This is a genomic window from Haloferax prahovense DSM 18310 (assembly GCF_000336815.1).
Lineage (GTDB): Archaea > Halobacteriota > Halobacteria > Halobacteriales > Haloferacaceae > Haloferax > Haloferax prahovense.
This window is the reverse complement of the sequence record NZ_AOLG01000012.1, coordinates 1-24,874: the sequence shown is the minus strand read 5'-3', so window position 1 is coordinate 24,874 and position 24,874 is coordinate 1. Positions and strand designations below refer to the sequence as shown.

Below are 24,874 nucleotides of genomic sequence, written 5' to 3'. Positions count from 1 at the left end.
CCCCCGGAGCGAGCCACCTTTCTACCGCGACTCCCTACCCCGGAGCGTGCAGGTCGTCGGCTACGATACCGGAACCCCCGCGCTGTTCGTGAGCGCGAGCGGCGGCATCGACTCGGTCGCGCTCGACCCCGGCACCGAACTCGACTACCGCCTCGGCGAGCGACACTGCGCGGGCACCATCCACGACGACCGACACGTCGCCTGCGACAACGACCGCGCGCCCTACTGCCCGGACCACCGCCACACGTGGGTCTGCGCGAAGTGTACCGGGACGTGTCTGAAAGACGAGATGGACTGCGACGAGGACCACGCGGTCTACCTCGCCGCGTTCGCCCCCGACACGTTCAAAGTCGGCGTCACCCGCGAGTGGCGACTCGACACCCGCCTGCGCGAGCAGGGCGCGGACCGCGGGGCCCACATCCGAACGTTCTCCGACGGTCGCGTCGCCCGCGAGTACGAGGCCGAACTGGCGACCGAGATTCCGGACCGAATCCGCGTCCCGACCAAAATCGAGGGGTTCGGCCGGGCGGTCGACGCCGCGGCGTGGGACGCCCTCGTCGCCCAGTTCGACCCCATCGAGACGTTCGCGTTCGACTACGGTCTCGACCTCGCCGGCTCGCCTGTCGCCGAGACCGTCGCCACGGGAACGGTCCGCGGCGTGAAGGGGCGCGTGCTCGTCCTCGACCACCGCGGGACGACCTACGCGGTCGACATGCGCGACCTCGTCGGCCACGAACTCGGCGACGGCGGGACCGACCGCGACCTCCAGTCGAGCCTCGGCGCGTTCGGGTGAGCGACGGCACGCTTCTCAGAGACCGTCAGCACTTTCCGGGAGGACGGCCAATTCGCTCTCATGGCTGACGACGAACCCGCAGACGAGACGCAGACGCCCGGCGAGGGCGACGACGGCGAAGAAGAGAAGTCGTTCCGCGAGCGGGTCGAAGAGATTCGACAGCGCCGCGAGAAAGAGCGCGAGGAAGGCGAGCGTCCCGACCCCGAAGAGATGATGGGCGGCGGCGGCCCCGGCGGCATGGGCGGCGGCGGCAACCCGTTCGCGCAGATGATGAGCGGCATGATGGGCGGCGGCGGCCCCGGCGGCATGGGCGGCGGCGGCGGCATGGGCGGCGGTCCCGGAAGTATGGGCGGCGGCCCGCGCGACCCCGAGCAGGGGAGCGGAAACGACGAACAGCTCGTCCGGGAGGTCCGACAGCTCCGCGACGAGGTCCGCGACGTGAACCGCGAACTGCGCCGCATCGCTGACGCGCTCGAAGGTCGCGACTAACGCGGTTTCGCAGTCGGTCTCGCTGTTTTTTTATTCCGATGCCAACCGGTCGTAGAGCGCGGCGAGTCGGTCGACAGACCGGTCGACGCTCACCTCGTCACGGCGGTCGAGACACCGCGCGCTGAGCTCCTCGCGCTCCGCCAGCGCCCGCCGGATTCCGCGCCGGAACCCGTCTAAATCGCCGGACTCGTAGTGGTAGCCGGTCACGCCGTCGAGGACGGTGTTCTCAAGTGCGCCCTCGTTGACGCCGACGACGGGCGTCCCGCAGGCGTTGGCCTCCAGCGCGACGAGCCCCTGCGTCTCGACGGGGCTCGGAAAACAGAACACGTCGAGCGCGGAGTAGAACGCCGGCAGTTCCTCGCGGTCGAGAAAGCCGAGGAAGTGTGCGTCCACGCCGAGGTCGTCGGCGAGGGCTGACAGCTCGTCGCGGGCGGGGCCGTCGCCGCCGAAGACGAGCGTCGCGTCGAGGTCGGCCGCGGCCCGGACGAGTTCGTCGAGACGCTTCTCGTAGCCGTGGCGGCCCGTGTAACCGATGAGCGGGCCGTCGCCGAGGTCGTAGCGGCGGCGGAAGTCGTCGCCCTCGACGGGTTCGAACCGCTCCACGTCGATGCCGTTCGAGAGGACGACGATTTCGGCCTCGACGCCGACCTCGTCGACGAGGCGGCGCTCGGCGTCCTCGCTCGGGACGATGACCGCGTCGGCGCGGTCGAAGAACCACCGCTCGTACCGCTCGGCGGTGCGCTCGACGCCGCGCTCGATAGCGCCGACGGAGCTGAGGTACTCGGCGTACTCGCCGGTCGGGGTGTGGTAGGTCGCCACGAGCGGGAGGTCGCGCCGGCGGGCGAGTCGGAGGCCGGCCAGTCCGAGGCCGAACGGGGTGTGGGCGTGGACCACGTCGACGTCGTCGACGGCCCCCGGAATCCGTGGCGCGCCGATTCGAATCCCCTCGTAGAACGGGAAGGGAAGGCTTCGGACGCCGTACTCGCCGGGCTCGGGGTCGTAGTCGTCGTCCGCCGGGAACACCACGTCCATGCGGCCGCCGCGGCGGTGCCACCGCTCGCGCCACGTCTGAATCGTGTAGGTGACGCCGTTGACGGTCGGTAGGTACGTGTCGGTGAACGCGGCGACCGACTGCATGGCCGTTCGTGCGACCCCGACGGGATAAACCGTTGTGACTTCCCGCTGGACTGTCGTGTGTTACCGAATCAATCGGCAGCCTCCCGGGGGTCGGCCAACGAGAGTCGCCGGACGAGAGTCGGCCACTCAGCCTTCGAGTCGTCCGGACAGCGCGTCCTCGTACGTCTCGACGAGCCTGTCGCCGACGCGGTCGAGGCTGTGTTCGGCGGCCGTCTCGCGGGCGTTCTCGCCGAGTCGCCGCCGGAGGTCGGGGTCGCGGGCGAGCAGGTCGAGCGCCCGGCGGAACTCCGCGTCGGTCGAACACTTCAGGCAGTCGTGGCCGTGGGTGTAGAACTCCTCGAACACCGGGATGTCGCGGAGGACGACCGCCTTCCCGCAGGCCATCGCCTCGAGGACGGCGATGCCCTGATTCTCGTTTTTCGTCGCGAAGAGGTAGACGTCGCCCGCGCCGAACGCGCCGCGGATGTCGTCTATCCACCCGGAGAATGTGACGTTCTCCGGGGCGTTTTCGACCCAGTATCGCACCTTCTTCGAGGCGTGCGGCCCGGTGTCGTAGGGGCCGAACCACGCGAAGTCGTAGTCGGTCTCCTGGGCGAGCGTACAGAACGTCGTGAGGCCCTTGCGCTCGAAGACGTTGCCGACGGTGAAGACGGTCATGCCGTCGAGGTCGTACTCGGCTCTGTACTCCTCGCGGAGCTCCTCGAACCCGTCGAGTGCGTCGGTGTCGACGCCGTTCGAAATCGGTCGAATCGGCGCGTCAACCGGGTAGGATTCGAGGGTTCGCTTCGTGTACTCGGAGGGACAGAGCACCACGTCTGCCTGCGAGTAGAACCACTTGAGGTACTTTCCGAGGGCGGGGGCGACCGCGGTCGACCCGCGGAAGCTCTCGGCGAAGTCCTCGCGGGTGACGTGCGAGTGGAGCACGAGCGGGATGTCGTTCCGTTTGGCGTGTCTGGCCACGGCGAGCGACCCGGGGCCGATGAGGTTGCAGTGGGCCACGTCGTGGTCGCGGACGACCCCGTCGCCCCGCAGGAGGCCCACGGCACCCGCGGCGGCCGACTCGGGCCACGGGGAGGTGACGACCTCCACGTCGGTCGTGGCGAGGGCCGCCCGCTGCTGGTCGGTGGCGGTGCCGATGCCGCTGCGTTCGAGTTGCGAGGCGAACTCGAGGTAGTTCAGGACGCGCACAGTCGCCGTTTTTCCGGCCGAGGTTTCACGTTACCGGCTTCGGCTCCGCGTCGCGGTTCGGAACGTCTTTGTCCGGGCCGCTCGCCCGAACGTGTATGAACATCGCGGAGGAGCGCATCGACCGACTCCACGACCTCGCCCGTGAGGCGGCGAGCGACCGCGACCACGAGCGCGCCCGCGAGTACGTCCGCCTCGCCCGCCGGGTCGCAGAGCGGAACCGCTGCGGCCTCCCGAAGGCGTTCCGCCGGTTCACCTGCGACGACTGCGACGCCTACCTCCGTCCCGGCGTCAACGCCCGCGTCCGGACCCGCGCCGGCGGCCGCGTCGTCGTCAGATGCGACTGCGGGGCGACGAAACGCTATCCGTACTGACCGCCCGCCGGCGATTCCGGCAGTATCGCCCCGTTCTCGCGTGTGTACGACAACCAAACGGCCGCCAAAGCCTTACTATTGAAGCCCTCCGGCACATAGTGGAGGCCACACATGAACACGCAGGAGCTGCGAAAGGAGGCCCACGACGTCGACGTGACCGTCTGGGTGGGTAAGAGCGGAATCGAAGCGGTGGTCGGCGAACTCAACGACCAACTGGCCGACCGGAACCTCGTGAAAGCGAAGTTCCTCCGGGCGGCGCTCGGCGGCACGACGGTTGACGAGGCGGCCGCAGACCTCGCAGACCGGGTGAACGCCGAACTGATAGAGACGAGGGGGAAGACCGCGGTCTACCACCGATGAACGCGCTCGCACTCCCGCTCCAACTGCAGGGTGACGGCGGCGCTATCGGTCGACTCCTCACCCAGCAGAACGTTCCGTACGCCGAGACGCTCGGGACGCTCCTGGGCCTCGTTCTCGGCTTTGTCGTCGTCTACATCGTCGGCAAGGCGGTCGTGTCGTCCGCGCTCAACCGCGTCCTCGACCGACGCGGCGCGGAGGAACACGCCAAAAAGCCCCTGATGAAAATCGCGACCCTCGTCGTGGCGTTCGTCGCCCTCGGAGCGGGGTTCGCGTTCGCCGGCCTCGGCAACATCCTGCAGTCGCTCGCCACCATCGGCGCGGCCGCGACGCTCGCTATCGGCTTCGCGATGCAGGACGTCATCGCCAACTTCGTCGCCGGCATCTTCATCTTCACCGACAAGCCGTTCCGCATCAACGACTGGATTGAATGGGACGACAACTCCGGCGTCGTCGAGGACATCTCCTTCCGCGTGACGCGCGTTCGTACCTTCGACAACGAACTGCTCACTGTGCCGAACTCGCAGCTCACCGACGGCGTCATCAAGAACCCCGTCGCGAAGGACAAACTCCGCCTGCAGGTGCCGTTCGGCATCGGCTACGACGACGACATCCAGCAGGCGACCGACATCATCCTCGACGAGGCTGAAAACCACGAGGGAATCATGACGACGCCCGAGCCGTCGGTCAGACTGACCGAACTCGGCGACTCGTCGGTCACGCTCAAGTCGCGCATCTGGATTTCCCAGCCCAGCCGCGCCGACTTCGTGAAGACCCGCGGCGAGTACGTTACCGCCGTCAAAGAGCGGTTCGACGAGGAGGGAATCGACATCCCCTACCCGAACCGCACCCTCAGCGGCGAACTCTCGGTCGGCGGCGCGGAGCGCCTCGCGCAGTCGAACGACTGAGGAGAGAACCGAACCGGTGCCGACTGCGGGACTCACCCGCGGCGGTCGCCCGTGCGGACGACTCGGATTTTTTGACTCCCGACGCGCCGCTTAGAGTTCGATGCGCTCGACGAGCCTGTCTTCGGACTTCGTGTTGACCGCGACGATGCGGACGTGGTCTTCGAGGCCGGAGCCGTCGAGTTTCGCCTTCAGGAGGTTGTCGACCTGATAGACGCCCGCGGCGTTCACCATCTCGATTTCGACGAGGACCGGCGACTCTTCGCCGGGCTTCAGGACGACGTTGTTGATGGCGCGGCTGGAGAGCGTGTTGATGCCGCGGCCGCCCTTCTCGTAGGGGATGCGCGAGCGGCCGCGTTCCATGTCGAGCGCGTCGGCGACGCGGATGACGCCGGCTTCGAGCGTGAGCGGGTCCTCCTCGCGGTGGTGACAGAGGATGGCGTGGAGGACTTCCGCTTTGATTCGGACCGCGTCGGCGAGGCCGTAGAACTCGGGGAGGAAGCGGTCGAGCACGTCCGACGCGAGCGGAATGGAGTAGTACGCGTGGTTGTCGCGGTGGACGATGTGACCGATGTCGTGCAGTTGCGCCGCGAGGGCGATGATGACCGCTTCGTCGGCCTCGGCGAGTCCCTGCTCGGCCGCGCCGTTGAACTCGCAGTCGCCGGCCTTGAGCAGGTCGTACAGCCGAAGCGCGCGGTTGCGGACGATTTCGATGTGCTTCGGGCCGTGGTCGTTGTAGCCCTTGCGCGTCACCGCGTTCACGTTCTGCGCTTCGAGGAGCGTCGTCACTTCCTCGTCTTCGAGGAGCGCGGGGAGCACCTCGTTGAGCTTCTCGTCGGGGAAGGCGTGGTCCGCCTCGGGGTCGTAGACGCGGCCGCCGTTCAGGGTGTCTTCGGTATCGCTCATGACCCGCAAGGTGGTCGCACGGAGAGAAAAGAACTTGGGCTCCGAATCAGGTGCGCTAACGCGTCGCGTGGCGGGGGGAGCCTACGCGGCCTCGGTCGGTTCTTCGAGCTTCGCGGCGGCGGCCTCGACCGCGTCGTAGTCGGGTTCGACGCCGGGGTCGTCGCTGACCCACGCGTAGGTGACTTCGCCGTCTCCGTCGACGACGAACACCGCGCGCTTCGCCACGCGGTTGACGCCGAGGCTCGCGAAGTCCATCGCCACGTCGTAGGCGTCGACGAGTTCGCGGTTCGTGTCGCTGATGAGGCCGAAGTTGAGTCCGTTCTGCTCGGCGAACTCCGTCAGCGTGAACGGCGTGTCGATGCTGATGCCGTACACCGTCGCGCCGACGTCCTCGAAGTTGGCCATCTGGTCGCGGAAGGTGCACATCTCGGTGGTGCACGTGCCGGTGAAGGCCGCGGGGAAGAACGCGAGGACGATGGGCGCGTCGTCGAGGTTTTCGGAGAGCGTGAACGACTCGATGTCGCCGTCGATGTCGGTGAGCGGTGCGGTGAAGTCCGGGGCGTCGTCGCCGACTGATACCATACGGGTGCCATTCGACTCCGCACACATTATTTCACCGTCGTCGGAAATTCAGGGGACCGGTGGTGACGGACCGACCCAGTCGGCGCATCGGAACGGCCAAGCGCGTCCGGCAGCCTGCCACAAGTTTTTCGTAGGAGTTACGCGCCGAAACGCGTCGATTCGGCCGATGCGGGAGTTCCGGTACGCCGATATTCCGTCTTTCCAGAACCCGCAGAAGGCAAAAAGCCTATAATTGCCACTAGGTAACGCAGAAATAGCGATGTTCGAGACCATCACCCCACTGTTCCCGGGACTCCCGGGCGGGCCCGAGCTGCTCGTCGTTCTGCTCATCGTCGTCCTGCTGTTCGGCGCGAACAAGATTCCGAAGCTCGCTCGGTCCTCCGGGCAGGCCATCGGCGAATTCCAGCGCGGCCGCGAGGAAATCGAGGACGAGCTGCAGGATATGAAAGGCGACGACGAAGACGAAGACGACGCGACCATCGAGAGTTCGGCTGACTCGGTCGAGACCGAGTCCGCTTCGACCGAATCGTCGAACTAATCGCAGCTCACTCTCTCTCTTCTGCCCGCGCAGGGCGAACCACGCGATTTTTGACCAGTCCTGAGAGATTGCGCCGTAGGGCGTGTGGCCTAGTGGACAGGGCGAGAGGTTCCTAACCTCTCGATCGCGGGTTCGAATCCCGTCACGCCCGTTATCGTGACGAGCGGAGCGAGTCCGATAACGCAACGTGCGGGATTCGAATCGGGGAGCGAACGTCAGTGAGCGACCGAGGTTCGAATTCCGTCACGCCCGCTTCGCTCACTTCGTTCGCTCAGCGGCCGCGACGAACATCGCGAATCCTCCGGATTCGCTCAATCCCGTCACACCGTTCGCCACTTCGTTCGCTCANTCGTTCGCTCAGCGGCCGCGACGAACATCGCGAATCCTCCGGATTCGCTCAATCCCGTCACACCGTTCGCCACTTCGTTCGCTCAGCGGTCGTTCCTGAGTCCCACTCGCTCTGCTCGCGGGACTCCCGCCACGCCCGCTTCGCTCGTCGCGACGCTCCTCGCTGCACGGCCGCGGTAGAAATCGCAAATCCCGGAGTCCAGTCCCGTCGCAAACGTCTCTGACTCACCGCTCTTTCGTCTCCACGGCGGAACCCCGGCCCGCAACGGCGACAGCCCGTCTCCCGTGCTGCACGACATATCAGAAAACCACTATTCTACAGGCGTCCCTCGATTCGCCCCGGTTCACGCCGCGATAAAGCCCCGATTTAGCCGGCGGTCTGGATGCGTCGCAACGACCTTTCCTGATAAAATGGTATAAAAATAGAACTTAAACAGGACTTAAACTGTGAATTAGCTGAGAAAAAGACTTTTCCATCGGCCCGGATACCCGGTGACAATGGCAACCGACGACGCCGACGGAGGGGAGCGAAAGGCGTTAACGGGTGATGTAACACCGCCCGTGGAGAGCGACACCGCTCCGGAGCAGGCGTCGAACGCGCGCGTCGGGTCGTACACGTGGGCAGACTTTCTCGACGAGTACGGAACCGACGGCGACGTGGAAGCCCTCTACGGGACCGATCCGCGGACGCGACGCGACGCGCCCGGCACGTCCCGGTGGGAGGAAGACGACGAGCGGGCGGCCTCGACGCCGACCCGGACCGACTGGGAGCGCGTCGACCTCGACCCCGAAGAGTACCTCGACTGTCACCCGGTCGACGCGGCGGAGTTCATCGGTAAGCGCGGCGCGCACGCGACGGACATCAACGAGCAGTTCGAAGCCTTCTGTAACCCCGAGACGACCCCCGTCGTCAAGGACGTCTGGCTGTGGGAACACTACAAGCGGGAGTACTACTACGAGGACGACGGTTCCCGCCCGCGGGATTCCGAGGGCGACATCGTCCGCTTCGACGCCGAAGAGGCGCTCGGGTTCGACCCCGACTACATCGAGAACGCGCTCGCGCGGGCCGGCCAGCGCGCCGAGGAACTCGACGCAGTCGTCGAGGAGCGCACGGTCGATGTCGACCCCGAGTTCGACGAGGACGCGTTCTTCTCCAGCGTCGACGGCACGACCACGCTGGCGAACCGCTACGACCTCGAGAAGGCCGTCCCGATGGAGAAGAAGACGCACTTCCGCGAGGTCGAGCGCTACTGGGTGAACAAGCCCTACGCGTTCGTCATCATCTTCCACTCGGTCAAAGAAAACGAGAAGAAGTACTACGTGGTCGAACCGTACCTGAACCGCATCGAAGACGACCTGACGGAGTTCCTCACGAACAAGCTTCGGACCGCCATCAAGTACGGGGACGAAAGCGTCGTCGAGGGCGGCCGCGACAACCGCGGACGGGTCATCGAGGCGGAGACGTACGAACTGCTCTCGCGGTACGACCTCTACGACCCGCCGGCGTCGGCATCCGCGGCTGGCGAAAGCGACGACGGTTCGGCCACTGACGTGGCGGCGGAGTCTTCGGGCCTCGCGTCTCGGCTCGGACTGGGCGGCCTCCTCGGTGGCGGAGGTGGGTCGACGGACGGCTCTTCGGCGACTCCCGCGACCGCCGGGCGATTCGGCGGACTCGGCGGCATCGGGTCCCGACTCGGGTTCGGTTCCGTCTTCGGCGGCCGCGCCCGCGACGCCGACGATGACGCCCCGCTCGGCGGCATCGACGGTATCGCCGCCCGACCCGAACCGGCGGTCCTCGCCGACGACGCCGACGACCTGAACGACTACCAAGTCCGGAAGCTCCAGTACTACCTCCGCCGCGACTTCATCGGCTACGAGCGCATCGACGGCATCAAACACGACATCAACGTCGAGGACATCTCCTGCGACGGCTACAACTCGCCGGTGTTCGTCTACCACTCCGACTACGAACAGATCATCTCGAACGTCTACCACGGCGAGGGCGAACTCGACGACTTCGTCGTGAAACTCGCCCAACGCTCCGGGAAGGGCATCTCGAAGCGCCGCCCGCAGGTGGACGCGACGCTCCCGGACGGGTCGCGCGCGCAACTCACCCTCGGTCGCGAGGTGTCGGACCACGGGACGAACTACACTATCCGCCAGTTCAAGGACGTCCCCTTCACGCCCATCGACCTCATCAACTGGTCGACGTTCTCGCTGGAGGAGATGGCGTTCCTCTGGCTCTGCATCGAGAACGACAAGAGCCTCATCTTCGCGGGCGGCACGGCGTCGGGGAAGACCACCTCGCTCAACGCCGTCTCGCTTTTCATCCCGTCGAACACGAAAATCGTCTCCATCGAGGACACCCGCGAGGTCGAACTGCCCCAGCGCAACTGGATCGCCTCCGTCACCCGGCCGTCGTTCGCGGACGACGACAAAGGCGACGTGGACGAGTTCGACCTGCTCGAAGCCGCGCTCCGCCAGCGCCCGGACTACATCGTCATGGGCGAGATTCGCGGCGAGGAGGGCCGGACCCTGTTTCAGGTCATGTCCACGGGTCACACCACCTACACGACGTTCCACGCCGACTCGGTCGGCGAGGTGCTCAAGCGGTTTACGACCGCGCCCATCAACGTCTCGAAGACGATGTTCACCGCCCTCGACCTCGTGTCCATCCAGACCTCGACGCGGGTCGGCGGCAACAAGGTGCGCCGGAACAAGTCGCTCACCGAAATCAACCACTACGACCCCGAGAACGACGAGATAAACGTTCAAGACGTCTACCAGTGGCAGGCCGAGACCGACGAGTTCCTCCAGATGGGTTCGTCGAACACGCTCGAAGAGATCAAGTTCGACCGCGGCTGGAATCAGGAGACGCTCGAACTGGAGGTGTTCAAGCGACAGGTCATCCTCGCGTACCTCATCGACCGCGGGCTCAACACCTACACGCAGGTCGCGGCGACGTTCCAGGCGTTCATCAACGACCAAGACACCATCCTCGGACTGATGGCGACCGACGACCTCGAACGGAGCCTCGAAGACCTCCGGGAGATGGAGTCGGTCCACATCAACATCGACCCCGAGAGCGAGGCGATGGTCCCGCGACCCGACCCGCCGGAACACGTCCGAAAGCTGGCGAAGGAAATCCTCCGCCGGGCCGAAGAGGAGCTGTTCCCCGACTACCGCGGCCGCGACGTGGGCGAGGTCGCGGAGGCGCTCAACCACATGCGCGACGAGTCGGACGTGGAGGCGACGCCCGGCGAGCGCGGCGAACTCGACTCGCTCGACGCGTCGACCCGAGACCCCGAACTCGACGAGGGAGACGACCGCGACGAACTAGACGCCGGCGACGAGACTTCCGAAATCGAGGGCGACGACGGGCCGTCGTCGCTCGACGGCGAGGACGAGACGCCGGCGCTGGAGGCCGGGCGCGACGAGGCGGACGCGGACCGCGAGGGCGACGAGCCGACCGGCTTCGGCGACCCCGGCGGGGCGTTCGGCTTCGACGACGCGCCCTCCTTCCCCGACCCCAACGGCGACGACCTGGACCTCGACGACTTCTTCGGCGCGTTCGGCATCGACGACGGGTCGGACTCGACCGCGGCTTCGGACGGCACGGCGGGGCGAGGCGAACCCGACAGGGCCGACCCCGACGACGCGGCCGACCCCGACGACGCGGCCGACGAGACGTGGGGCGGGTTCGAGGCCGCCGAGGCCGACGACCCGCACGAGGGCGACGAGGACGACGACGCGGGCGCTCGCGGGACCGACTCCGAAGAGGGCGAGTAGATGAGCAACCTCGACTCGAAGACCTCGGGCGGCCTCGACCGCAGTACCGACACCCTCGGCGACGCCTTCTACCCGCTGTTTCAGCTCATCTTCGACGAGGACGGCGAGTTCGTCGCCGACATCGAAGAAAAGTTGCAGCAGGCACGGATGCCCGACACCGTCGAACTCTACCTCTCGCGGGCGCTCGCTATCGGCGTGCTCGTCGGCCTCGCACTGTGGCTCGTCGGGATGGCCGTCGGCTACGGCGTCTTCGCGCTCGGCCTCGTCTCGGCGGACTCGGTGAGCCTCGGGATTCCGGTCGGAAGCGAGTCCACGGCGGCCACGCTCCGGTCGCTCGCGATGCCCGCGGCCGTCGTCGTCTCGGGGCTCGTCTTCGGGTCGCTCGGCTTCGCCGGCGGCTTCGGGACGCTCGTCGCGATTCCGTACTCGACGGCGTCCGCCCGCAAGCGCGAGATAAACATGCTCCTGTCGGACTCCATCTCGTTCATGTACGCCCTTTCGGTGGGCGGGCTGAACCAACTGGAGATTCTGGAGGCGATGGCGCGCGCCGAAGACACCTACGGCGAGGTTTCCCGGGAGTTCCAGAGCATCGTCCAGGAGACGGAGTACTTCGGGACCGACTACCGCAACGCCATCCGGCAGCAGGCGATTTTGACCCCTTCGGACGACCTCTCGCAGTTCCTGACGGACATGCTCTCCATCGTCAACTCCGGCGGTAATATGCAGGGCTTCCTCGACGACAAGAAGGACAAACACCTCCGGACCGCGAAACAACAGCAAGAACAGACGCTGGAGACGATGGAACTGTTCGGCGAGATGTACATGACGCTCTCGCTTTTTCCGCTGCTTCTCATCATCATCCTCGTCATCATGAGCATGCTCGGGGAGGCCCAGTCGAGGCTGCTGTACGCGACCGTCTACGGCCTCATCCCGCTGACCGGCGTCGGCTTCCTCGTCCTCGTCTCGACGGTCAAGCAGGACGAAATCGGCGACGGCTTCCTCAGCCCCGAAGACGAGAGCGACCGCCTGCAGGGTCAACAGCGCGAGGGGCTCGTCCACATGGGGCTCGTCGAGAGCTACGTCGGCGAGTTCAGCCTCTTTTCGCGCATCAAATCCCGCGAGGGGACGTTCAAGACCAAAGAGCTCCTGCGCCGCCCGCATCTGTTCTTCAAGCGGCACCCGCTTTTCACCCTCGCGCTGACGGTGCCCGCGGCGCTCTCGCTCCTCGCCGTCTCCGTCGTCGAAGGTGCCGCCCCGACGACGTGGGACGGGATGGTGGCTAACCCCGTCTGGGGGACGTTCATCTGGTTCTACGTCCCGGTCTACCTAGTCGCGGTGCCGCTCGCCGTCTTCCACGAGTGGAACGTCCACTCGCGGTCGGCCATCACGGGGAAGCTCTCCGACAACCTCCGAAAGCTGTCGAGCGCGAACGACACCGGCCAGACGCTCCTCGAGTCCATCAAGACCGTCTCCGACACCTCCTCGGGGAAACTCGCGGACGAGTTCGAGGTGATGTACGCGAAGGTCCACTACGGCATGAGCCTCAGAGAGGCGCTCGTCGAGTTCAACAACAAGTACCACATCCCGCGGCTCGCCCGGACGGTCAAGCTCATCACGAAGGCCCAGGAGGCGTCGAGCCAGATAACCGAGGTCCTAACGACGGCCGCGCAGGCCTCCGAGAACCAGGACGACATCGAGCGCGAGCGCATCTCGCGGACCCGGATGCAGGTCGCCATCATCCTCATGACCTACGTGACGCTGCTGGCGGTGATGGCCATCCTGAAGACGCAGTTCCTCGACGTGATGGCCGGCCTCTCCTCGCAGGCGTCGAGTTCCGGCGGCGCGACGACCGGCGGCCCGAGCTTCGGCGGCGGCATCGACCCCGACCTGCTGTCGCTTCTGTTCTTCCACGGCGTCACCATCCAGGCGATGCTCTCGGGGTTCATCAGCGGCTACATCCGCAACGCGGACCTCCTCTCGGGAGTCAAGTTCGTCGTCATCCTCCAGACGCTCTCGCTCGCGGTGTGGATGGTGGTCGGCTGATGCGGCGACGCGACCGCGGCGACGGCCGACGCAGTGACGGCCGACGCGGAGCTCCCGGCCGGAGCACCCGCGCCCAGACGACCATCGACTTCGCCGTCGGCGTCGGCATCTTCCTCCTTGCGGTCGCGTGGGTCGTCGGCACCATCCCGCAGATTCTCGACCCCTTCGAGGCCGAACAGGACCGCCCGCTCGTCGCGAACCGCGCCGCCGACTCGCTCACCCAGCGCCTGCTCGTCGACGACGAGAATCCGGACGCGCTCGACGCGGCCTGCACCGAGGCGTTCTTCGACGGAGACCCGCCGCCCGGCGACTGCGACTACGGGAGCGCCGACCCCAACGCCGCGACCGGAATCGACGCGTCCTACGGACTCAACGTCACGCTCTCGCGGGGTGGGACCGTCGTCGAGACGACCGGCGAGCCGGTCCCGACAACCCGGAGCGTCGTCGCCGCTCGGCGGGCAATCCTCCTCGACGGCGAGCTCCACGAGCTATCGGTGAGGGTGTGGTGACCGTGTCTCGCGCACAGGCCCACGCGCTCGAAGCCATCGTCGCCGCGATGGTGCTCCTCGCCAGCGTCACGTTCGCGTTGCAGGTGACCGCGGTGACGCCCCTGACCGCGAGTACGTCGAGCCAGCACATCGAGAACCAACAGGCCGCCGTCGCCGACGGCGTCCTGACGGCGGCCGCCGAGACCGGCGCGCTGAAGCGGACGCTCCTGTTCACGCACCCCGAAAACGGGAGCTTCTACGGCATCGACGCGCGCGGCTACTACGTCGACGGCGGCCCGCCGACCGCCTTCGGGACGATGCTCGACGAGTCCTTCTTGGACCGCGGCATCGCGTTCAACGTCTACGTACACTACCTCCGCGACCGGGAGGTCCGCCGGACGAGCCGACTCGTGTTCATGGGTGAACCGAGCGACCACGCCGTCTCGCGGACTCGGGTCGTGACGCTCGCGGACGACGACGCGCTGACCGAGCCGGGAACGTCGCCGGGCGGCGAGCCTCGCGCGGTCGAGACGACCAAGACGCTCGAATCGGTCGCCGCCGCGAGCGACGAGACGTATTTCATCCAAGACGGGAGCGTGGGGCCGCTCTACGGCGTCGTCGAAGTGGAGGTGGTCGTATGGCGGATGTGACCGACGCGTTCGACGGCCCGAGGGACGAGGCGACGGGAGCCGTGCGCTTCACCGGCGACGACCGCGGTCAACTGATGCTCGTCGCCGCCCTCGCAATCGCGGTCCTCCTCGTCGGTCTCGCGCTGACGCTCAACACCGCGATTTACACGGAGAACCTCGCCACGCGGACGACCGATACGAGCCTCGACGGGGCCGTGAGCCACGGCCGAACGGTCGAAGCCGGTGCGGGACTCCTCCTCGACGAAGCCAACCGCGAGGGCGGAACGTACGGCGAACTCGCCGGCTCGTTCGACGAGACGTTCGGCAACTGGAGCGACGCGACCGCGACGCTCGCCGCGGTCAGGGGAGCCGCGACGAACGCCTCGCGCGTCGACCACGTCGAGGGCACCCGAATCTCGCAGACCGACGCGACGCGGAACTTCACGGACGGGAACGAGACGACCGACTGGACGCTCGCCAGCGGCGTCGGCGTCCGCGGCGTCCGGTTCAACGTCTCGCGCGACTCGCTCGCGACGAGTAGCGGGTCGGCGTTCGAGCTCGTCGTCGACGACGGGACGAACGCGGTCGAGACGGAGGTCTACCGGAATTCGACGCGGGTCTTCGTGACCGTCGAGGACGCCGGCGGGAGCCGGACGACCTGCGGCGTGGCGGCCGACGCGGGCGATTACGTCACGATTGACGTTGCCGACGGCCGACTCGACGGGGCCACCTGCGACCCGCTCGATGCGGTCCACACCGACCTCGACGGCCCTGTCACGCTCTCGTACCGGAACGCCGTGCAGGCCGAGGGGACCTACGAACTGTACGTGAACGAGACGAACGCGACGGTGTTCGACGCGGCGAAGTACGCGCCCGCCGGGAGCGGGTCGTCGCCGGTCGCAGAGCAGGCGCTGTACGCCGTCAACGTCTCGTACGTCTACGAGACGGGCGAGGCGTACGTCTACCGAGAGCTTCGGGTCGCGCCGGGTGAGATTGCGTGACGCCACCGATAGCCCCGGACGACCGGGAGAACCGCGTTCGGCGCGGGAGCCGCGGGCGCCGCGCCCGCTCCCGTTCGACCGACCGCGGCGTCTCGACGGCGCTCGGCTACGTCCTCACGCTCTCCATCACGGTCGTTCTCATCTCGGGGCTGTTGGTCGCCGCCGGCGGCTTCGTCTCCGACGAGCGCGAGCGGGTCACGGAGACGGAACTCGACGTGGTCGGAAACCGGCTCGCGGCCGGCATCGAATCGGTCGACCGAATCGGGGCCGCACCGGGCGAGTCGCGGGTCGAGGCGACGGTACGACTGCCCCCGAGGGTCGCCGGCACGACCTACTCCATCGAGGTGGTGTCGGGGTCGCCGAACGAACTCGTGCTCACTTCGACCGACCCCGAGGTGACGGTCCGCGTCCCCGTCTCGACCGAGACCTCGCTGACCGCGAGCCGAGTCGACGGCGGCGACGTGACCATCACCTACGACCCGTCGTCGGGGCTGGAGGTGAACTCGTGAGCGACCGCGCGGTGAGCGACACGCTCGGGTTCGTCTTCGTCTTCGCCATCGTCCTCTCGATGGTCGGTCTCGTCAGTGCCGTCGGGATGACCGGCCTCCAAGACGCCCGCGACGTGGAGCGCGTCAACAACGCCGAGCGCGCGCTCGACATCCTCGGCGACAACATGGAGGACATCGCCGACCGCGGCGCGCCGAGTCGGGCCACGGAGGTGAAACTTCAGGACGCTCGCTTGACCCTCGACCGGCCCGTCGAGTTCGTCGTCTCCGGGGAGTTGACGTCGGACCCGTCGGTCAACTTCACGAACACCTACGACGTCTCGCCGGTCGTCTACACGGCCGATTCAAGCGACGAGCGAGTCGTCTACGCGTTCGACGCGCTTCTCAGGACTCGCGGCGACAGCGGGACGTTCGTCCGGCGGCCATCGTTCGTCCTCACCGAAGAGCGGGTGTTGATTCCGGCGTTCGTGACGCGCCCCGACGAGGAGGCGACGACCTCGGTCGGCGGGTCGGGGACGTTCCTCATCCGAGCCGACAAGGCCGCGAGCGACGTGTTGGCCGCGCGGACCGACGGGCAGTACGACGTGAATCTAACCGTTCGCTCCCCGCGTGCGGCGCTCTGGCGCGAGGAGCTATCGAGCCGTCCCGACGTGACCTGCGACCCGGTCGTCCCGGCCGCGACACCCGACAGCTATCCGAGCGTCTCGTGTTACGTGAACGGGGCAGAGCGCGTCTACGTCGTCTCGACGTCGGTCGATATGACGTTCGCCGACTGAGAGACTGAAACCCGGGGCCGGACCCCGCCGTGACGGTCGGTCGGGAGACGCACCCGCTTACTGGACTTCGACTTCGACCTCGTTTTCCGTGACGTGGAGGAAGGTGATGAACTGGCCGCCCTCGGCTTGGTCGTAGTCGAGTTCGCCGCGCGACCCGGACTCGTCGACGCTCTGGCTGTTGCCCGGACCGTCCGTGACGGTCAGTTCGAACTGCGGCGCGGCCAGCGAGAAGTAGTGGTTGACGACGAAGTCCATCTGAGCGGTGTCGCCGTCGGCCTTCGAGAACGTCTGGCCGCTGTCGGCGTCGTGTTCGTCGAAGGTGACGCTGTCGTAGGCTTCGCCGTCGACGATTTCGGGGGCGAACTGCCACTTGTTCTGGTTGCCGAAGCCCTTGTCCGACTGGATGTCGCCGTAGGTCATCGTCTCCGAACTCGTGAAGTCGACGGTGAGTTCGGGAGTGCTGGCCGTGCAGTCGATGCTCACCGCGTCGCTCGTGTCCGGGTCGAGGTCGGTCGCCTGCCAGCCGTGGTACTTGCCGTCCTCGGTGGCGTAGTAGAGCGTCAGGTCGAACGTGCCGTCGTAACTCCCGCTCTTGCACTTGTCGTCCGCCTGCACGTGGAGTTCGAGGTCCTTCTGGTCGCCGTCGTAGTACAGCCCCCACTCCATGTTCTGGAGGTGCTGGTCGTTCGAGAGCGTGAGCGAGAACGTCGAGACGTTGTGGTTCGCGGCCATCCCGCGCACGTCGACCGACGTGCCCTCGTTCGGCATCTGGAACTCGCCGACGAGCCCGAGCGTCTCCAGTTCCACGCTCGCGGTCCGGTTGGCGTCGTCGACCGTCACGGTGCCCTCGCTCCGCGACTCGAAGAACGAGGCCCATCCTCGGTAGTGGTCGCTGTGGACCGTCACGACGACCGTTCCGTTGCTGACGGGGTTATCGAAGCTGGCCGTCGGTAGCTCGTCGTAGCTCGCGGTCGCGTTGGGGTAGACACGCCGAGCGCGCTCGGTCGCCGAGACTCTCGCGGACACGTCGCCCGACGCGGACCCGTCGCCGGCGACCCGAACGACCGGAAGCGTCAGCGTCGCGCCGCGGTAGTGGAACTCCGGCGGCGAGACCATGGTCGTGCCGCCGTCCTGCGTGCGCCAAACACCGCCTCCTTCGTAGGCGATTCGGGCGTCGCCGTCGCGGTACTCGACGCTTCCGAGGGACTCGTTGTAGAGCTCTTGGTCGTCGCCGGCGTCCGTGTAGTTCTTGTGCGTGACGCGTATCCAGCCGGTGTCGTCGTCGACGACGTAGGTACCGCCGCCGGTCCCGCCGAGGTCGACGAACTGCGTCTCTCCCTCGCCGAGCGCGGCGATGGCGACCCGCGAGTCGAACAGCGTCATCGAGTGCTCGGCGCGCGTCAGTTGGGACTCCTGTTTCGTCTCCTCGAGGGCGACCCCGCCGAGCGCGACGACGGCGGTCGTTCCGGCGACCGTAATCGCCAACAGGAGAACGACCGCAATCGGCGAGGTCTGCGCCGTCCGGTCTCTGACGACGCGATAGACCAGTGGAACACGGGGACGACCGCTCATTACCTGACTGGAGGCGACGCGGGGTGAAAACCTCGCGGGGTACCTGACAGTCTGGTAAGTGGAATCGTTCGCTGGGACTGGCCTGCGCCGCGTCGGAGGCCCCGTGTCATGGAAAACGAATTTCACCGGGATACGAGACAGACAGACGAGTGACCAATGTCGGAGGATGCCGAGACGACGACCGGGCGGACGACGCGAAGGCGGAGAACCATCGACCACGAGCGGATATTTCGCCGCGACGACTACACGTGCCAGCACTGTGGGCGCGAGTACGACGAGGGCTCGAACGTTCTCGAGGTCGCCCATCAGCGCCCGGCGCGGGATTTCGAGAACCCCGACGACCCCGAGAATCTCGTCACGCTGTGCCCGAACTGCCACCGGAGGTTCGACATGGGCGAACTCGGCGACAGAATCGCGTCGAGCCTCCAGCGCGACTTCCGCGAGCGGGCGAAGGCGAGAAACCACGCGAGTACGGTCGAGGCGTTCGCGGGCGACGCCATCGAGATAACGAAACTGAACGTCCTCATCGCGAGCGTCTTCGGGACGGGCGTCACGGTGCTCCTCCAAGCGGACGTCGTGACGGACGTCTCCGCGCTGGCGAACGTCGGCGTCGGGTTCGGCGGACTCGCGTGGGTGCTATCCACGGGGTTCACCCTCTTGGCGTATCATTCGTGTCGCACCTCGGGAGCGAGTTCCAGCGCCATCGAGGAGGTTCTGGAGCGCGGCGACGACGACGAACTCCCCCAAGAGACGACGAAAATATACTACCGAAACGCCAGGCGAATCGGCATCGCAATCGGCCTGACGCTCATCTGCGTCCTCTTGCTCATCGCCGGAATCGCCCTCGCGGTGACGGGTGATGGTGGGCTCGCGGCGCTCGTTGGGTAACGATAGCGTGTGCCGACCGCTGGGGCGCTCACAGACGAATCCGGATTGAATTATCACCCAGTTCGATTGCCGGACTCGCGGGTCGCCCGCAGACGGAGCGAGTGGGACGTCGGCGAGTCCACGAACGACTGAAGGTACGAAGTGACCGAAAGGAAGTGAGTGGACTCGCCGGGATTTGAACCCGGGGCCTCTCCCATGCCAAGGGAGTGATCTACCCCTGATCTACGAGCCCTCAAACGCAATCATTCATTCCCCGGTCGGATAAATAAGGGCTTCGAATCGTTCGACGGCTGTGGGGTGCGGACACAGATCGCATTCCGTTGTGGTTGTCCCTTGTCTACGCGGGCCGAACTTCACAGACGTACACATCCGTGAACAGGTTTCGGAACGTCCCCATCCAATGCTCTTGGGTGTCCTGAAACTGGTCCGTGTGTGCTTTGACTTCCACGAGAACCGGGCCGCCGAACAGCTGTTGGTCGATGCCAACGAGGTCCGGTGCGCCGGAGAACCCGAGCGCCTCACGCACGCGCTCGATGGGTTCGGCTCGGTCGAATATTTCAGTGAGAACCGTTTCAGACGCGTCGGTCCGCATCGGTCCGGCGATCTCGCGGAGGCCGCGTTCAATCGCGTCCGCGAATCTGACACGCGAAAATCGACCGTGTTCGTCCAAGTTATCGGTCTCCCACGCCGGCTCCGTATTGCATCGTTTGACATCCTCCCCGCGCTGAAGCGCGAGGATTCCCCACCGCCGTTGGGATATTGTGGTTTACGACGTTACCTGTTCTTGAGGTGCGAACGCACCAGTGTCCTTGTCAAACAACAACCTCGATGGCTGTGCCAACCAGCCGTTACTCCTATTCACCGACAAACTCGGTGAACTCGGAGATACTTTCTGCCGAATGTTCTCAGCACCGTTCACATCTGCATTCGCCACCGTACCGCACTCGTCACAGACGTACAACCCACGCTCCACGCGATTCGCCTTACGCTTCCGACCACAACACGAACACGACTTCGACGTATCACGCTCAGACACCCGCTCAACCGCGATGCCCTCCATCTCGGCCTTGTATTCCAGCATTGAGGTGAACCGGTCGAACGCCCACGAATGCAGATCGAGATTGCCGTGCTTGCCCCAATTCTTCGACTCACCGTTCCCCTCGTCCTCACGGATTCCCGAGAGGTCACCCACCACAATCGTTCCAACTTCTTCGTCCACACACCGTTGGACGATGTGTTTCGAAAGGGCGTGGAAGTAATAGGTGCGACGAGCCGACTTCTTCTGGTTCAACCGCGTCGCTTGGTCGGAGTCGGAGTCGCCACATCGAGCGATGCGCTTGCTGAAGTAGTAGTCGTCCTGCTTCAGACAGTTGAGCGGATACAGTTCGCTGTGGCCGTCTTCGTAGGCGAGTGCGGCAAAGTTGTTGATTCCGAGGTCAACACCTACGGTTTTCTCACCGGGCGCTTCGCTCACTTTACCTTCGACTTTGCAGACGAACTGTAGTTTCCACTCGGTTCCTGTCCAAACTGCTCGAACCTGTTGAACGCTCTCTACGGTGGAGAGGTCAACGTCAGGTCTTGTCTTGTATTCACAGAGGATGAAGTCCGACCAATACTCCTTGAGGTTCGAACCTTTCGAGAGTCGGACCCTCCCGTACTTGGTGTCGAGTTTGAAACCGGCGGCTTTGAACGTCACCGTGCTTCGGGGGTGTTCGTTGCCGTGTTTACGGTACTTCGGCGGGTTAGCCCGTGTCTCTCCGTTGCGTCGTTTGCCGTACCAGCCGGTGAACGCCTCAGCGAGTTCTTGCAGGACTCGCTGACTTGACTGCGAATGTAGGTCATCATAGCGTTCGTGCGACTTGAGGTACGAGGTGAGTTCGTTGTGACCGGGAATGTGGCCTATCTCCGACCACACGCGGTCGCAAACCCACCGTCCGACGTTCCAGAGTTTCGACGCTGAGAACCCGAGCGAATCGAGGTCGTCAGACACCTGTTGCTGGTTCCTGATGGAAGCAGTGTAGGTGCGGGTGACAACCTGTTTCGCCATACGTAACCTATGTCGGGAAGATTACTTGAAGGTATGGATTACGCAGCGTGGAATATCCTGCCGTGCAATCAAGCGGTGGGTGTGTCGTTGATTGTCGGATTCATCCCCGCCCTAAAGGACGGGGCTTCCTCCTCGATTCTTCGTAACCGCTGTCGGCGTTATCCCGTATTGGCTTGTTGGAACGGCCGAGACGCGTTCCAAACGTTTCTCCGCTCCCGGCAACGAACCGACTCGTTTTTTCCGTCGCTGACGGAACGATTCGGTATGACTGACGACGACGCTCCCGAAGTCCCGGTCGTGTGCGAGGCCTGCGACACGACCACGCGCGTTTCGCTTTCCGAGGTCGCGGACGCCATCGAGCGGCACAACGAACAGGTCCACGACGGGGACGATATCGCGCAGGTCGACCCCGAGATTGTCAAGCACGTGACCGACCTCGCGGCGAAGGACATGAGCGTGTTCGAAGACGAGGCGTGAGCCGCAGGGAGGCGCTGACGCGTCGCATCTTTTCAGCCGCGGTAGCTCGGATACCGATTACCGGACTTGTGGGACGCCCATAGCGGGGCAAACGGTTGACCCGGAATCCACCAGTCCTTCGAGTGCGATTGCAGGACTCGCCGGGTTGAGCCCGGGAGCAGACGTGCTCGCTCACACGGTTCGCTGCGCGCGACTTCCAGGCAAACCCACGCACTCGCTACGGCGGGTGCCCGGTCGCCATTTCTTCGCTTCGTTCAGAGTGGACTCGCCGGGAGTCCCGCGAGCAGAGCGAGACGGCACTGCCGTCTCGCATGCCATGCGGGCGACTCGCGGGTCGCCCGCAGACGGAGCGAGTGGGACGTCGGCGAGTCCACGAACGACTGAAGGGAACGAAGTGACCGAAAGGAAGTGAGTGGACTCGCCGGGATTTGAACCCGGAGGAAGACGTGCTCGCTCACGATGTTCGCTCCGCGCGACTTCCAGGGCTTCAAATCCACGCGCTCGCTACGGCAAGCGCTCGTCTCGTCATTTCTTCACTTCGTTCAGAAATGGACTCGCCGGGATTTGAACCCGGGGCCTCTCCCATGCCAAGGGAGTGATCTACCCCTGATCTACGAGCCCGCACCTTCTGATAGCCGTCGCCCGTTTAGAAGCCCTTCGATTCCGCCCGAGGCGAGTTGAGGCCGAGTCGAATCCGAGTCGAAACGGTTTAACCCGGCGCGCGTGGACAACACGATGGGAATCCAGCACGGCCGCAAATCTGACTCGCCCGGTTCGGGCTTGGGATTGCGGTAGTGCCCCAGCAGTCGGTGATACGACTGCGGGGTACTCGTTTCTGCGGTCAGTGCGGTTCCAACCCGCAACAATGGCACGAATGCACACCCGCCGCCGTGGCTCGTCCAGCTCGGACAAGCCGGTGGCAGACGAAGCACCGGAGTGGAGCGACGTCGACGCGGCTGACATCGAAGCCCGCGTCGTCGAACTTGCAGAACAGGGCAAGGACCCGAGCCAGATCGGCCTGTCCCTGCGCGACGAAGGCGTCAAGGGCGTTCCCGTCCCGGACGTCAAGCTCGCCACGGGCAAGAAGGTCACCACCATCCTCGAGGAGAACGACGCCGCAGGCGACCTCCCCGAGGACCTCCGTAACCTCATGGAGCGCGCCGTCCGCCTCCGCGAGCACATGGAGGAGAACCAGCAGGACAAGTCCAACCGTCGCGCCCTGCAGAACACGGAGTCGAAGATTCGCCGCCTCGTCTCGTACTACCGCGGCGACAAGCTCGACGACGACTTCACCTACAGCTACGACGTCGCTGTCGAACTCCTCGAAGAATAACTGAATGTCCGTGAACCCCGCCGAACAGACACCCGCCGCCGACGCCGCCGCGACGCTCCGCGAGGCGACGTTCGTTCGCCTCCGCGTCAGCGCGAGCGGTGCCGCCGTCGCGGCCGCCGGTGTCATCGGCCGGGCGCTCAGGACACTCGACGTCCCCTTCCGCATCCGCGCGACCGACGCCCCCGACACTGTCGCAAACGACGACGTTGTGGCAGTCGTGGGCCTGTCGAACGCCGATGCGGACCTCGAACTCGACCCGACCGACGCCGTCTCTATCGTCCGCGAACTCGGAGTCGACCCCGACCCGGCGGTCGCGCTGGCCTGCTTCCACGCCGCCGGCGTAGCCCCGGACGACGACACCGACCTCGCGAACGCCGCGGCCGACGCGGGCGTCGAAGCCGGACCCGGCGTGGCCGTCCCGACGGGCGACCTCGCAGACGGGCTGGCGCACTCGACGCTCGTCCACGCGTCGTTTTCGGCCGACAGGGAGCGCGCGCAGGCGACGCTCGCCGAACTGTCGCTCCCGGCCGAACTCGACGCGGACGCCCGCAGACGCGTCGCCTCCATCGTCGCCATCGACGCGACGACCGGTGAGGCGACCGCCCGAGCGGCGACCGCCGTCGAGCGCGTCTTGCGCTCGGAGGCGACCCCGAACGGGCCGTTCGAAACCGTCGGCGGCTTCGCCGACGTGCTCGACGCGACCGTCCGGGAGTCGCCCGGGACCGCCGTCGCGCTGGCGCTCGGACACGGCGTTCGAGACGCGGCGCTCGACGCGTGGCGCGACCACGCGCAGGCGACCCACGGCGCGCTCCGCCAGGCGACGACGGGACGCTACGAGAGCCTCTACGCGCTCTCCTGTGACCTGTCGTCGCCGGGGCGACTCGCCACGGTGGCGAGGCTCGCCCGCGACTTCCGCTCGCCCGAGCCGACCGTTCTCGCGGTCGGCGTCGGTGCCGCGGCCCTCGTCTCGACCGGCCCCGCCGGACTGGACGAGGCGCTCGCCGCGGCCGCGAACGAACTGCCGGACGCGTCCGCGACCGGGTCGCCGTCGGAGGCGACGATGACGTTCGACTCCGCGGCGGAGCGGAGCGATGTCGTCGCGGCCGTCAGGGAGGTGCGCCGATGACGCGGCGTGCGACCCTGCGGACGACCCACGGCGACCCCGGCATCGTCGCCGGCGCGCTCGAACCGGACAACACGGCGTCGATGCGCACCCGAGTTGAGGGGGACGAACTCATCACCACAATCGAACGCGATTCGACCGGTGGCCTGCACGCCACGGTCGATGACTACGTCGTCAACGTGACGGTCGCCGAGACCGTCATCGAAGCCACACGAACGCACACAGACACTAACCATGAGTGAACGATCCGTCTCCAAGCAGAAGCGCGGAAAGCGATGGTACACCGTCATCGCTCCCGAGAATTTCGACCGTAAGGAACTCGGTTCGACCTTCGCGGACGAACCCGAGAAGATCAACGGTCGCACCGTCGAGTCCACCCTCGGCGAACTCAACGACGACCAGGGCGCCAACAACGTCAAGCTCACGTTCAAGATTACCGACGTGGGTAGCGACGCCGCCTACACCGAGTTCATCCAGCAGGAGCTCACCCGAGACTACCTCCGTAGCCTCGTCCGCCGCGGCGCGTCCAAAATCGAGGCCAACGTCACGGCTATCACCAAGGACGACTACCGCGTCCAGCTCCAGCCC

General features: G+C 66.0%; 25 protein-coding genes, 3 tRNA genes and 1 pseudogene. 20 read left to right on the top strand and 9 right to left on the bottom strand.

Annotation, left to right across the window (positions count from 1 at the left end; translation table 11 throughout):
* Positions 1 to 46: 46 nt before the first annotated feature.
* Together C457_RS06020 and C457_RS06015 are read left to right on the top strand one after the other, a co-directional pair.
* Positions 47 to 793: a DUF2797 domain-containing protein gene (locus C457_RS06020; protein WP_008092864.1), complete on the top strand. Its 747-nt coding sequence runs from the start codon at positions 47 to 49 to the stop codon at positions 791 to 793.
* 60 nt (positions 794 to 853) lie between these two features.
* On the top strand, positions 854 to 1,282 hold the full coding sequence (locus tag C457_RS06015) for a hypothetical protein (protein ID WP_004043771.1): 429 nt from the start codon (positions 854 to 856) through the stop codon (positions 1,280 to 1,282).
* Between the two features lie 30 nt (positions 1,283 to 1,312).
* Here the strand turns inward: C457_RS06015 and C457_RS06010 are convergent, their stop codons facing one another.
* Together C457_RS06010 and C457_RS06005 are read right to left on the bottom strand one after the other, a co-directional pair.
* Positions 1,313 to 2,419, bottom strand: coding sequence for a glycosyltransferase family 4 protein (locus C457_RS06010; protein WP_008092860.1), 1,107 nt, complete (start codon positions 2,417 to 2,419; stop codon positions 1,313 to 1,315).
* 126 nt (positions 2,420 to 2,545) lie between these two features.
* Entirely contained in the window at positions 2,546 to 3,607 is a 1,062-nt protein-coding gene (locus tag C457_RS06005) for a glycosyltransferase family 4 protein (protein ID WP_008092859.1), read from the bottom strand.
* A 95-nt stretch (positions 3,608 to 3,702) separates the two neighbouring features.
* On the opposite strand from C457_RS06005, the gene C457_RS06000 reads away from it, so the two are divergent.
* The 3 genes from C457_RS06000 (at position 3,703) to C457_RS05990 (ending at position 5,243) form a co-directional block, all read left to right on the top strand.
* Positions 3,703 to 3,978: a ribonuclease P protein component 4 gene (locus C457_RS06000; protein ID WP_004977416.1), complete on the top strand. Its 276-nt coding sequence runs from the start codon at positions 3,703 to 3,705 to the stop codon at positions 3,976 to 3,978.
* Positions 3,979 to 4,089: 111 nt separating this feature from the next.
* Positions 4,090 to 4,338: a YhbY family RNA-binding protein gene (locus tag C457_RS05995; RefSeq protein WP_004977417.1), complete on the top strand. Its 249-nt coding sequence runs from the start codon at positions 4,090 to 4,092 to the stop codon at positions 4,336 to 4,338.
* The gene (locus C457_RS05990) at positions 4,335 to 5,243 is read left to right on the top strand and encodes a mechanosensitive ion channel family protein (protein WP_008092858.1); all 909 of its coding nucleotides are present in this window, start codon (positions 4,335 to 4,337) and stop codon (positions 5,241 to 5,243) included. Before C457_RS05995 ends, C457_RS05990 begins: the two co-directional genes overlap by 4 nt.
* 90 nt (positions 5,244 to 5,333) lie before the next feature.
* Here the strand turns inward: C457_RS05990 and C457_RS05985 are convergent, their stop codons facing one another.
* Both C457_RS05985 and C457_RS05980 read right to left on the bottom strand, forming a co-directional pair.
* Positions 5,334 to 6,146, bottom strand: a complete 813-nt coding sequence (locus C457_RS05985) for an HD domain-containing protein (protein ID WP_008092857.1) — start codon at positions 6,144 to 6,146, stop codon at positions 5,334 to 5,336.
* A gap of 81 nt (positions 6,147 to 6,227) precedes the next feature.
* A complete protein-coding gene (locus tag C457_RS05980) occupies positions 6,228 to 6,728 on the bottom strand; it encodes a redoxin domain-containing protein (RefSeq protein ID WP_008092856.1) in 501 nt (166 codons plus the stop codon).
* A 259-nt stretch (positions 6,729 to 6,987) separates the two neighbouring features.
* Between C457_RS05980 and C457_RS05975 the strand changes: the two genes are divergently transcribed.
* From C457_RS05975 to C457_RS05935, 9 genes are all read left to right on the top strand, one after another.
* Positions 6,988 to 7,266, top strand: coding sequence for a Sec-independent protein translocase subunit TatA/TatB (locus C457_RS05975; RefSeq protein WP_008092855.1), 279 nt, complete (start codon positions 6,988 to 6,990; stop codon positions 7,264 to 7,266).
* Between the two features lie 78 nt (positions 7,267 to 7,344).
* Positions 7,345 to 7,417: transfer RNA gene (locus C457_RS05970), tRNA-Arg, on the top strand.
* 695 nt (positions 7,418 to 8,112) lie between these two features.
* Positions 8,113 to 11,403 carry a type II/IV secretion system ATPase subunit gene (locus tag C457_RS05965; protein ID WP_049913413.1) on the top strand — a complete coding sequence of 1,097 codons (3,291 nt, stop codon included), beginning with the start codon at positions 8,113 to 8,115 and terminating at the stop codon, positions 11,401 to 11,403.
* Positions 11,404 to 13,446 (top strand): type II secretion system F family protein, encoded by a 2,043-nt coding sequence (locus C457_RS05960; protein ID WP_008092853.1) that lies wholly within the window; start codon positions 11,404 to 11,406, stop codon positions 13,444 to 13,446.
* Positions 13,446 to 13,955, top strand: a complete 510-nt coding sequence (locus C457_RS05955) for a DUF7287 family protein (protein ID WP_008092852.1) — start codon at positions 13,446 to 13,448, stop codon at positions 13,953 to 13,955. The genes C457_RS05960 and C457_RS05955 overlap by 1 nt, the downstream gene beginning before the upstream one ends.
* On the top strand, positions 13,949 to 14,584 hold the full coding sequence (locus C457_RS05950; protein WP_008092851.1) for a DUF7288 family protein: 636 nt from the start codon (positions 13,949 to 13,951) through the stop codon (positions 14,582 to 14,584). The genes C457_RS05955 and C457_RS05950 overlap by 7 nt, the downstream gene beginning before the upstream one ends.
* Positions 14,572 to 15,564, top strand: a complete 993-nt coding sequence (locus C457_RS05945; RefSeq protein WP_008092849.1) for a hypothetical protein — start codon at positions 14,572 to 14,574, stop codon at positions 15,562 to 15,564. Before C457_RS05950 ends, C457_RS05945 begins: the two co-directional genes overlap by 13 nt.
* Positions 15,561 to 16,073, top strand: a complete 513-nt coding sequence (locus tag C457_RS05940) for a DUF7266 family protein (RefSeq protein ID WP_008092847.1) — start codon at positions 15,561 to 15,563, stop codon at positions 16,071 to 16,073. The genes C457_RS05945 and C457_RS05940 overlap by 4 nt, the downstream gene beginning before the upstream one ends.
* Entirely contained in the window at positions 16,070 to 16,846 is a 777-nt protein-coding gene (locus tag C457_RS05935) for a DUF7289 family protein (RefSeq protein ID WP_008092845.1), read from the top strand. The genes C457_RS05940 and C457_RS05935 overlap by 4 nt, the downstream gene beginning before the upstream one ends.
* Before the next feature lie 57 nt (positions 16,847 to 16,903).
* Here the strand turns inward: C457_RS05935 and C457_RS05930 are convergent, their stop codons facing one another.
* Entirely contained in the window at positions 16,904 to 18,418 is a 1,515-nt protein-coding gene (locus C457_RS05930; protein ID WP_008092842.1) for a DUF7289 family protein, read from the bottom strand.
* Positions 18,419 to 18,574: 156 nt separating this feature from the next.
* Here C457_RS05930 and C457_RS05925 point away from each other — a divergent pair, with 156 nt between their 5' ends.
* Positions 18,575 to 19,306, top strand: a complete 732-nt coding sequence (locus tag C457_RS05925; RefSeq protein WP_008092840.1) for an HNH endonuclease — start codon at positions 18,575 to 18,577, stop codon at positions 19,304 to 19,306.
* Between the two features lie 160 nt (positions 19,307 to 19,466).
* On the opposite strand, the gene C457_RS05920 is transcribed toward C457_RS05925, so the two are convergent.
* The 3 genes from C457_RS05920 to C457_RS05910 all read right to left on the bottom strand — a co-directional run bounded on the left by C457_RS05920 (position 19,467) and on the right by C457_RS05910 (position 21,353).
* Positions 19,467 to 19,538: transfer RNA gene (locus tag C457_RS05920), tRNA-Ala, on the bottom strand.
* Positions 19,539 to 19,643: 105 nt separating this feature from the next.
* On the bottom strand, positions 19,644 to 19,898 hold the full coding sequence (locus tag C457_RS05915; RefSeq protein WP_152419975.1) for a VRR-NUC domain-containing protein: 255 nt from the start codon (positions 19,896 to 19,898) through the stop codon (positions 19,644 to 19,646).
* A 174-nt stretch (positions 19,899 to 20,072) separates the two neighbouring features.
* On the bottom strand, positions 20,073 to 21,353 hold the full coding sequence (locus C457_RS05910) for an RNA-guided endonuclease InsQ/TnpB family protein (protein WP_008092837.1): 1,281 nt from the start codon (positions 21,351 to 21,353) through the stop codon (positions 20,073 to 20,075).
* Positions 21,354 to 21,617: 264 nt separating this feature from the next.
* Here C457_RS05910 and C457_RS05905 point away from each other — a divergent pair, with 264 nt between their 5' ends.
* Entirely contained in the window at positions 21,618 to 21,830 is a 213-nt protein-coding gene (locus C457_RS05905; RefSeq protein ID WP_004977436.1) for a hypothetical protein, read from the top strand.
* A 549-nt stretch (positions 21,831 to 22,379) separates the two neighbouring features.
* Here the strand turns inward: C457_RS05905 and C457_RS05900 are convergent.
* Positions 22,380 to 22,451: transfer RNA gene (locus C457_RS05900), tRNA-Ala, on the bottom strand.
* A gap of 244 nt (positions 22,452 to 22,695) precedes the next feature.
* Between C457_RS05900 and C457_RS05895 the strand changes: the two genes are divergently transcribed.
* The 4 genes and pseudogenes from C457_RS05895 to C457_RS05880 form a co-directional block, all read left to right on the top strand.
* A complete protein-coding gene (locus C457_RS05895) occupies positions 22,696 to 23,163 on the top strand; it encodes a 30S ribosomal protein S15 (protein ID WP_004977438.1) in 468 nt (155 codons plus the stop codon).
* Between the two features lie 4 nt (positions 23,164 to 23,167).
* A complete protein-coding gene (locus C457_RS05890) occupies positions 23,168 to 24,289 on the top strand; it encodes a hypothetical protein (RefSeq protein WP_008092832.1) in 1,122 nt (373 codons plus the stop codon).
* Positions 24,286 to 24,528 (top strand): KEOPS complex subunit Pcc1, encoded by a 243-nt coding sequence (locus C457_RS05885; RefSeq protein WP_008092830.1) that lies wholly within the window; start codon positions 24,286 to 24,288, stop codon positions 24,526 to 24,528. Before C457_RS05890 ends, C457_RS05885 begins: the two co-directional genes overlap by 4 nt.
* Positions 24,521 to 24,874, top strand: a pseudogene (locus C457_RS05880) (30S ribosomal protein S3ae); the annotation flags it as partial. The gene C457_RS05885 and the pseudogene C457_RS05880, both read left to right, overlap by 8 nt.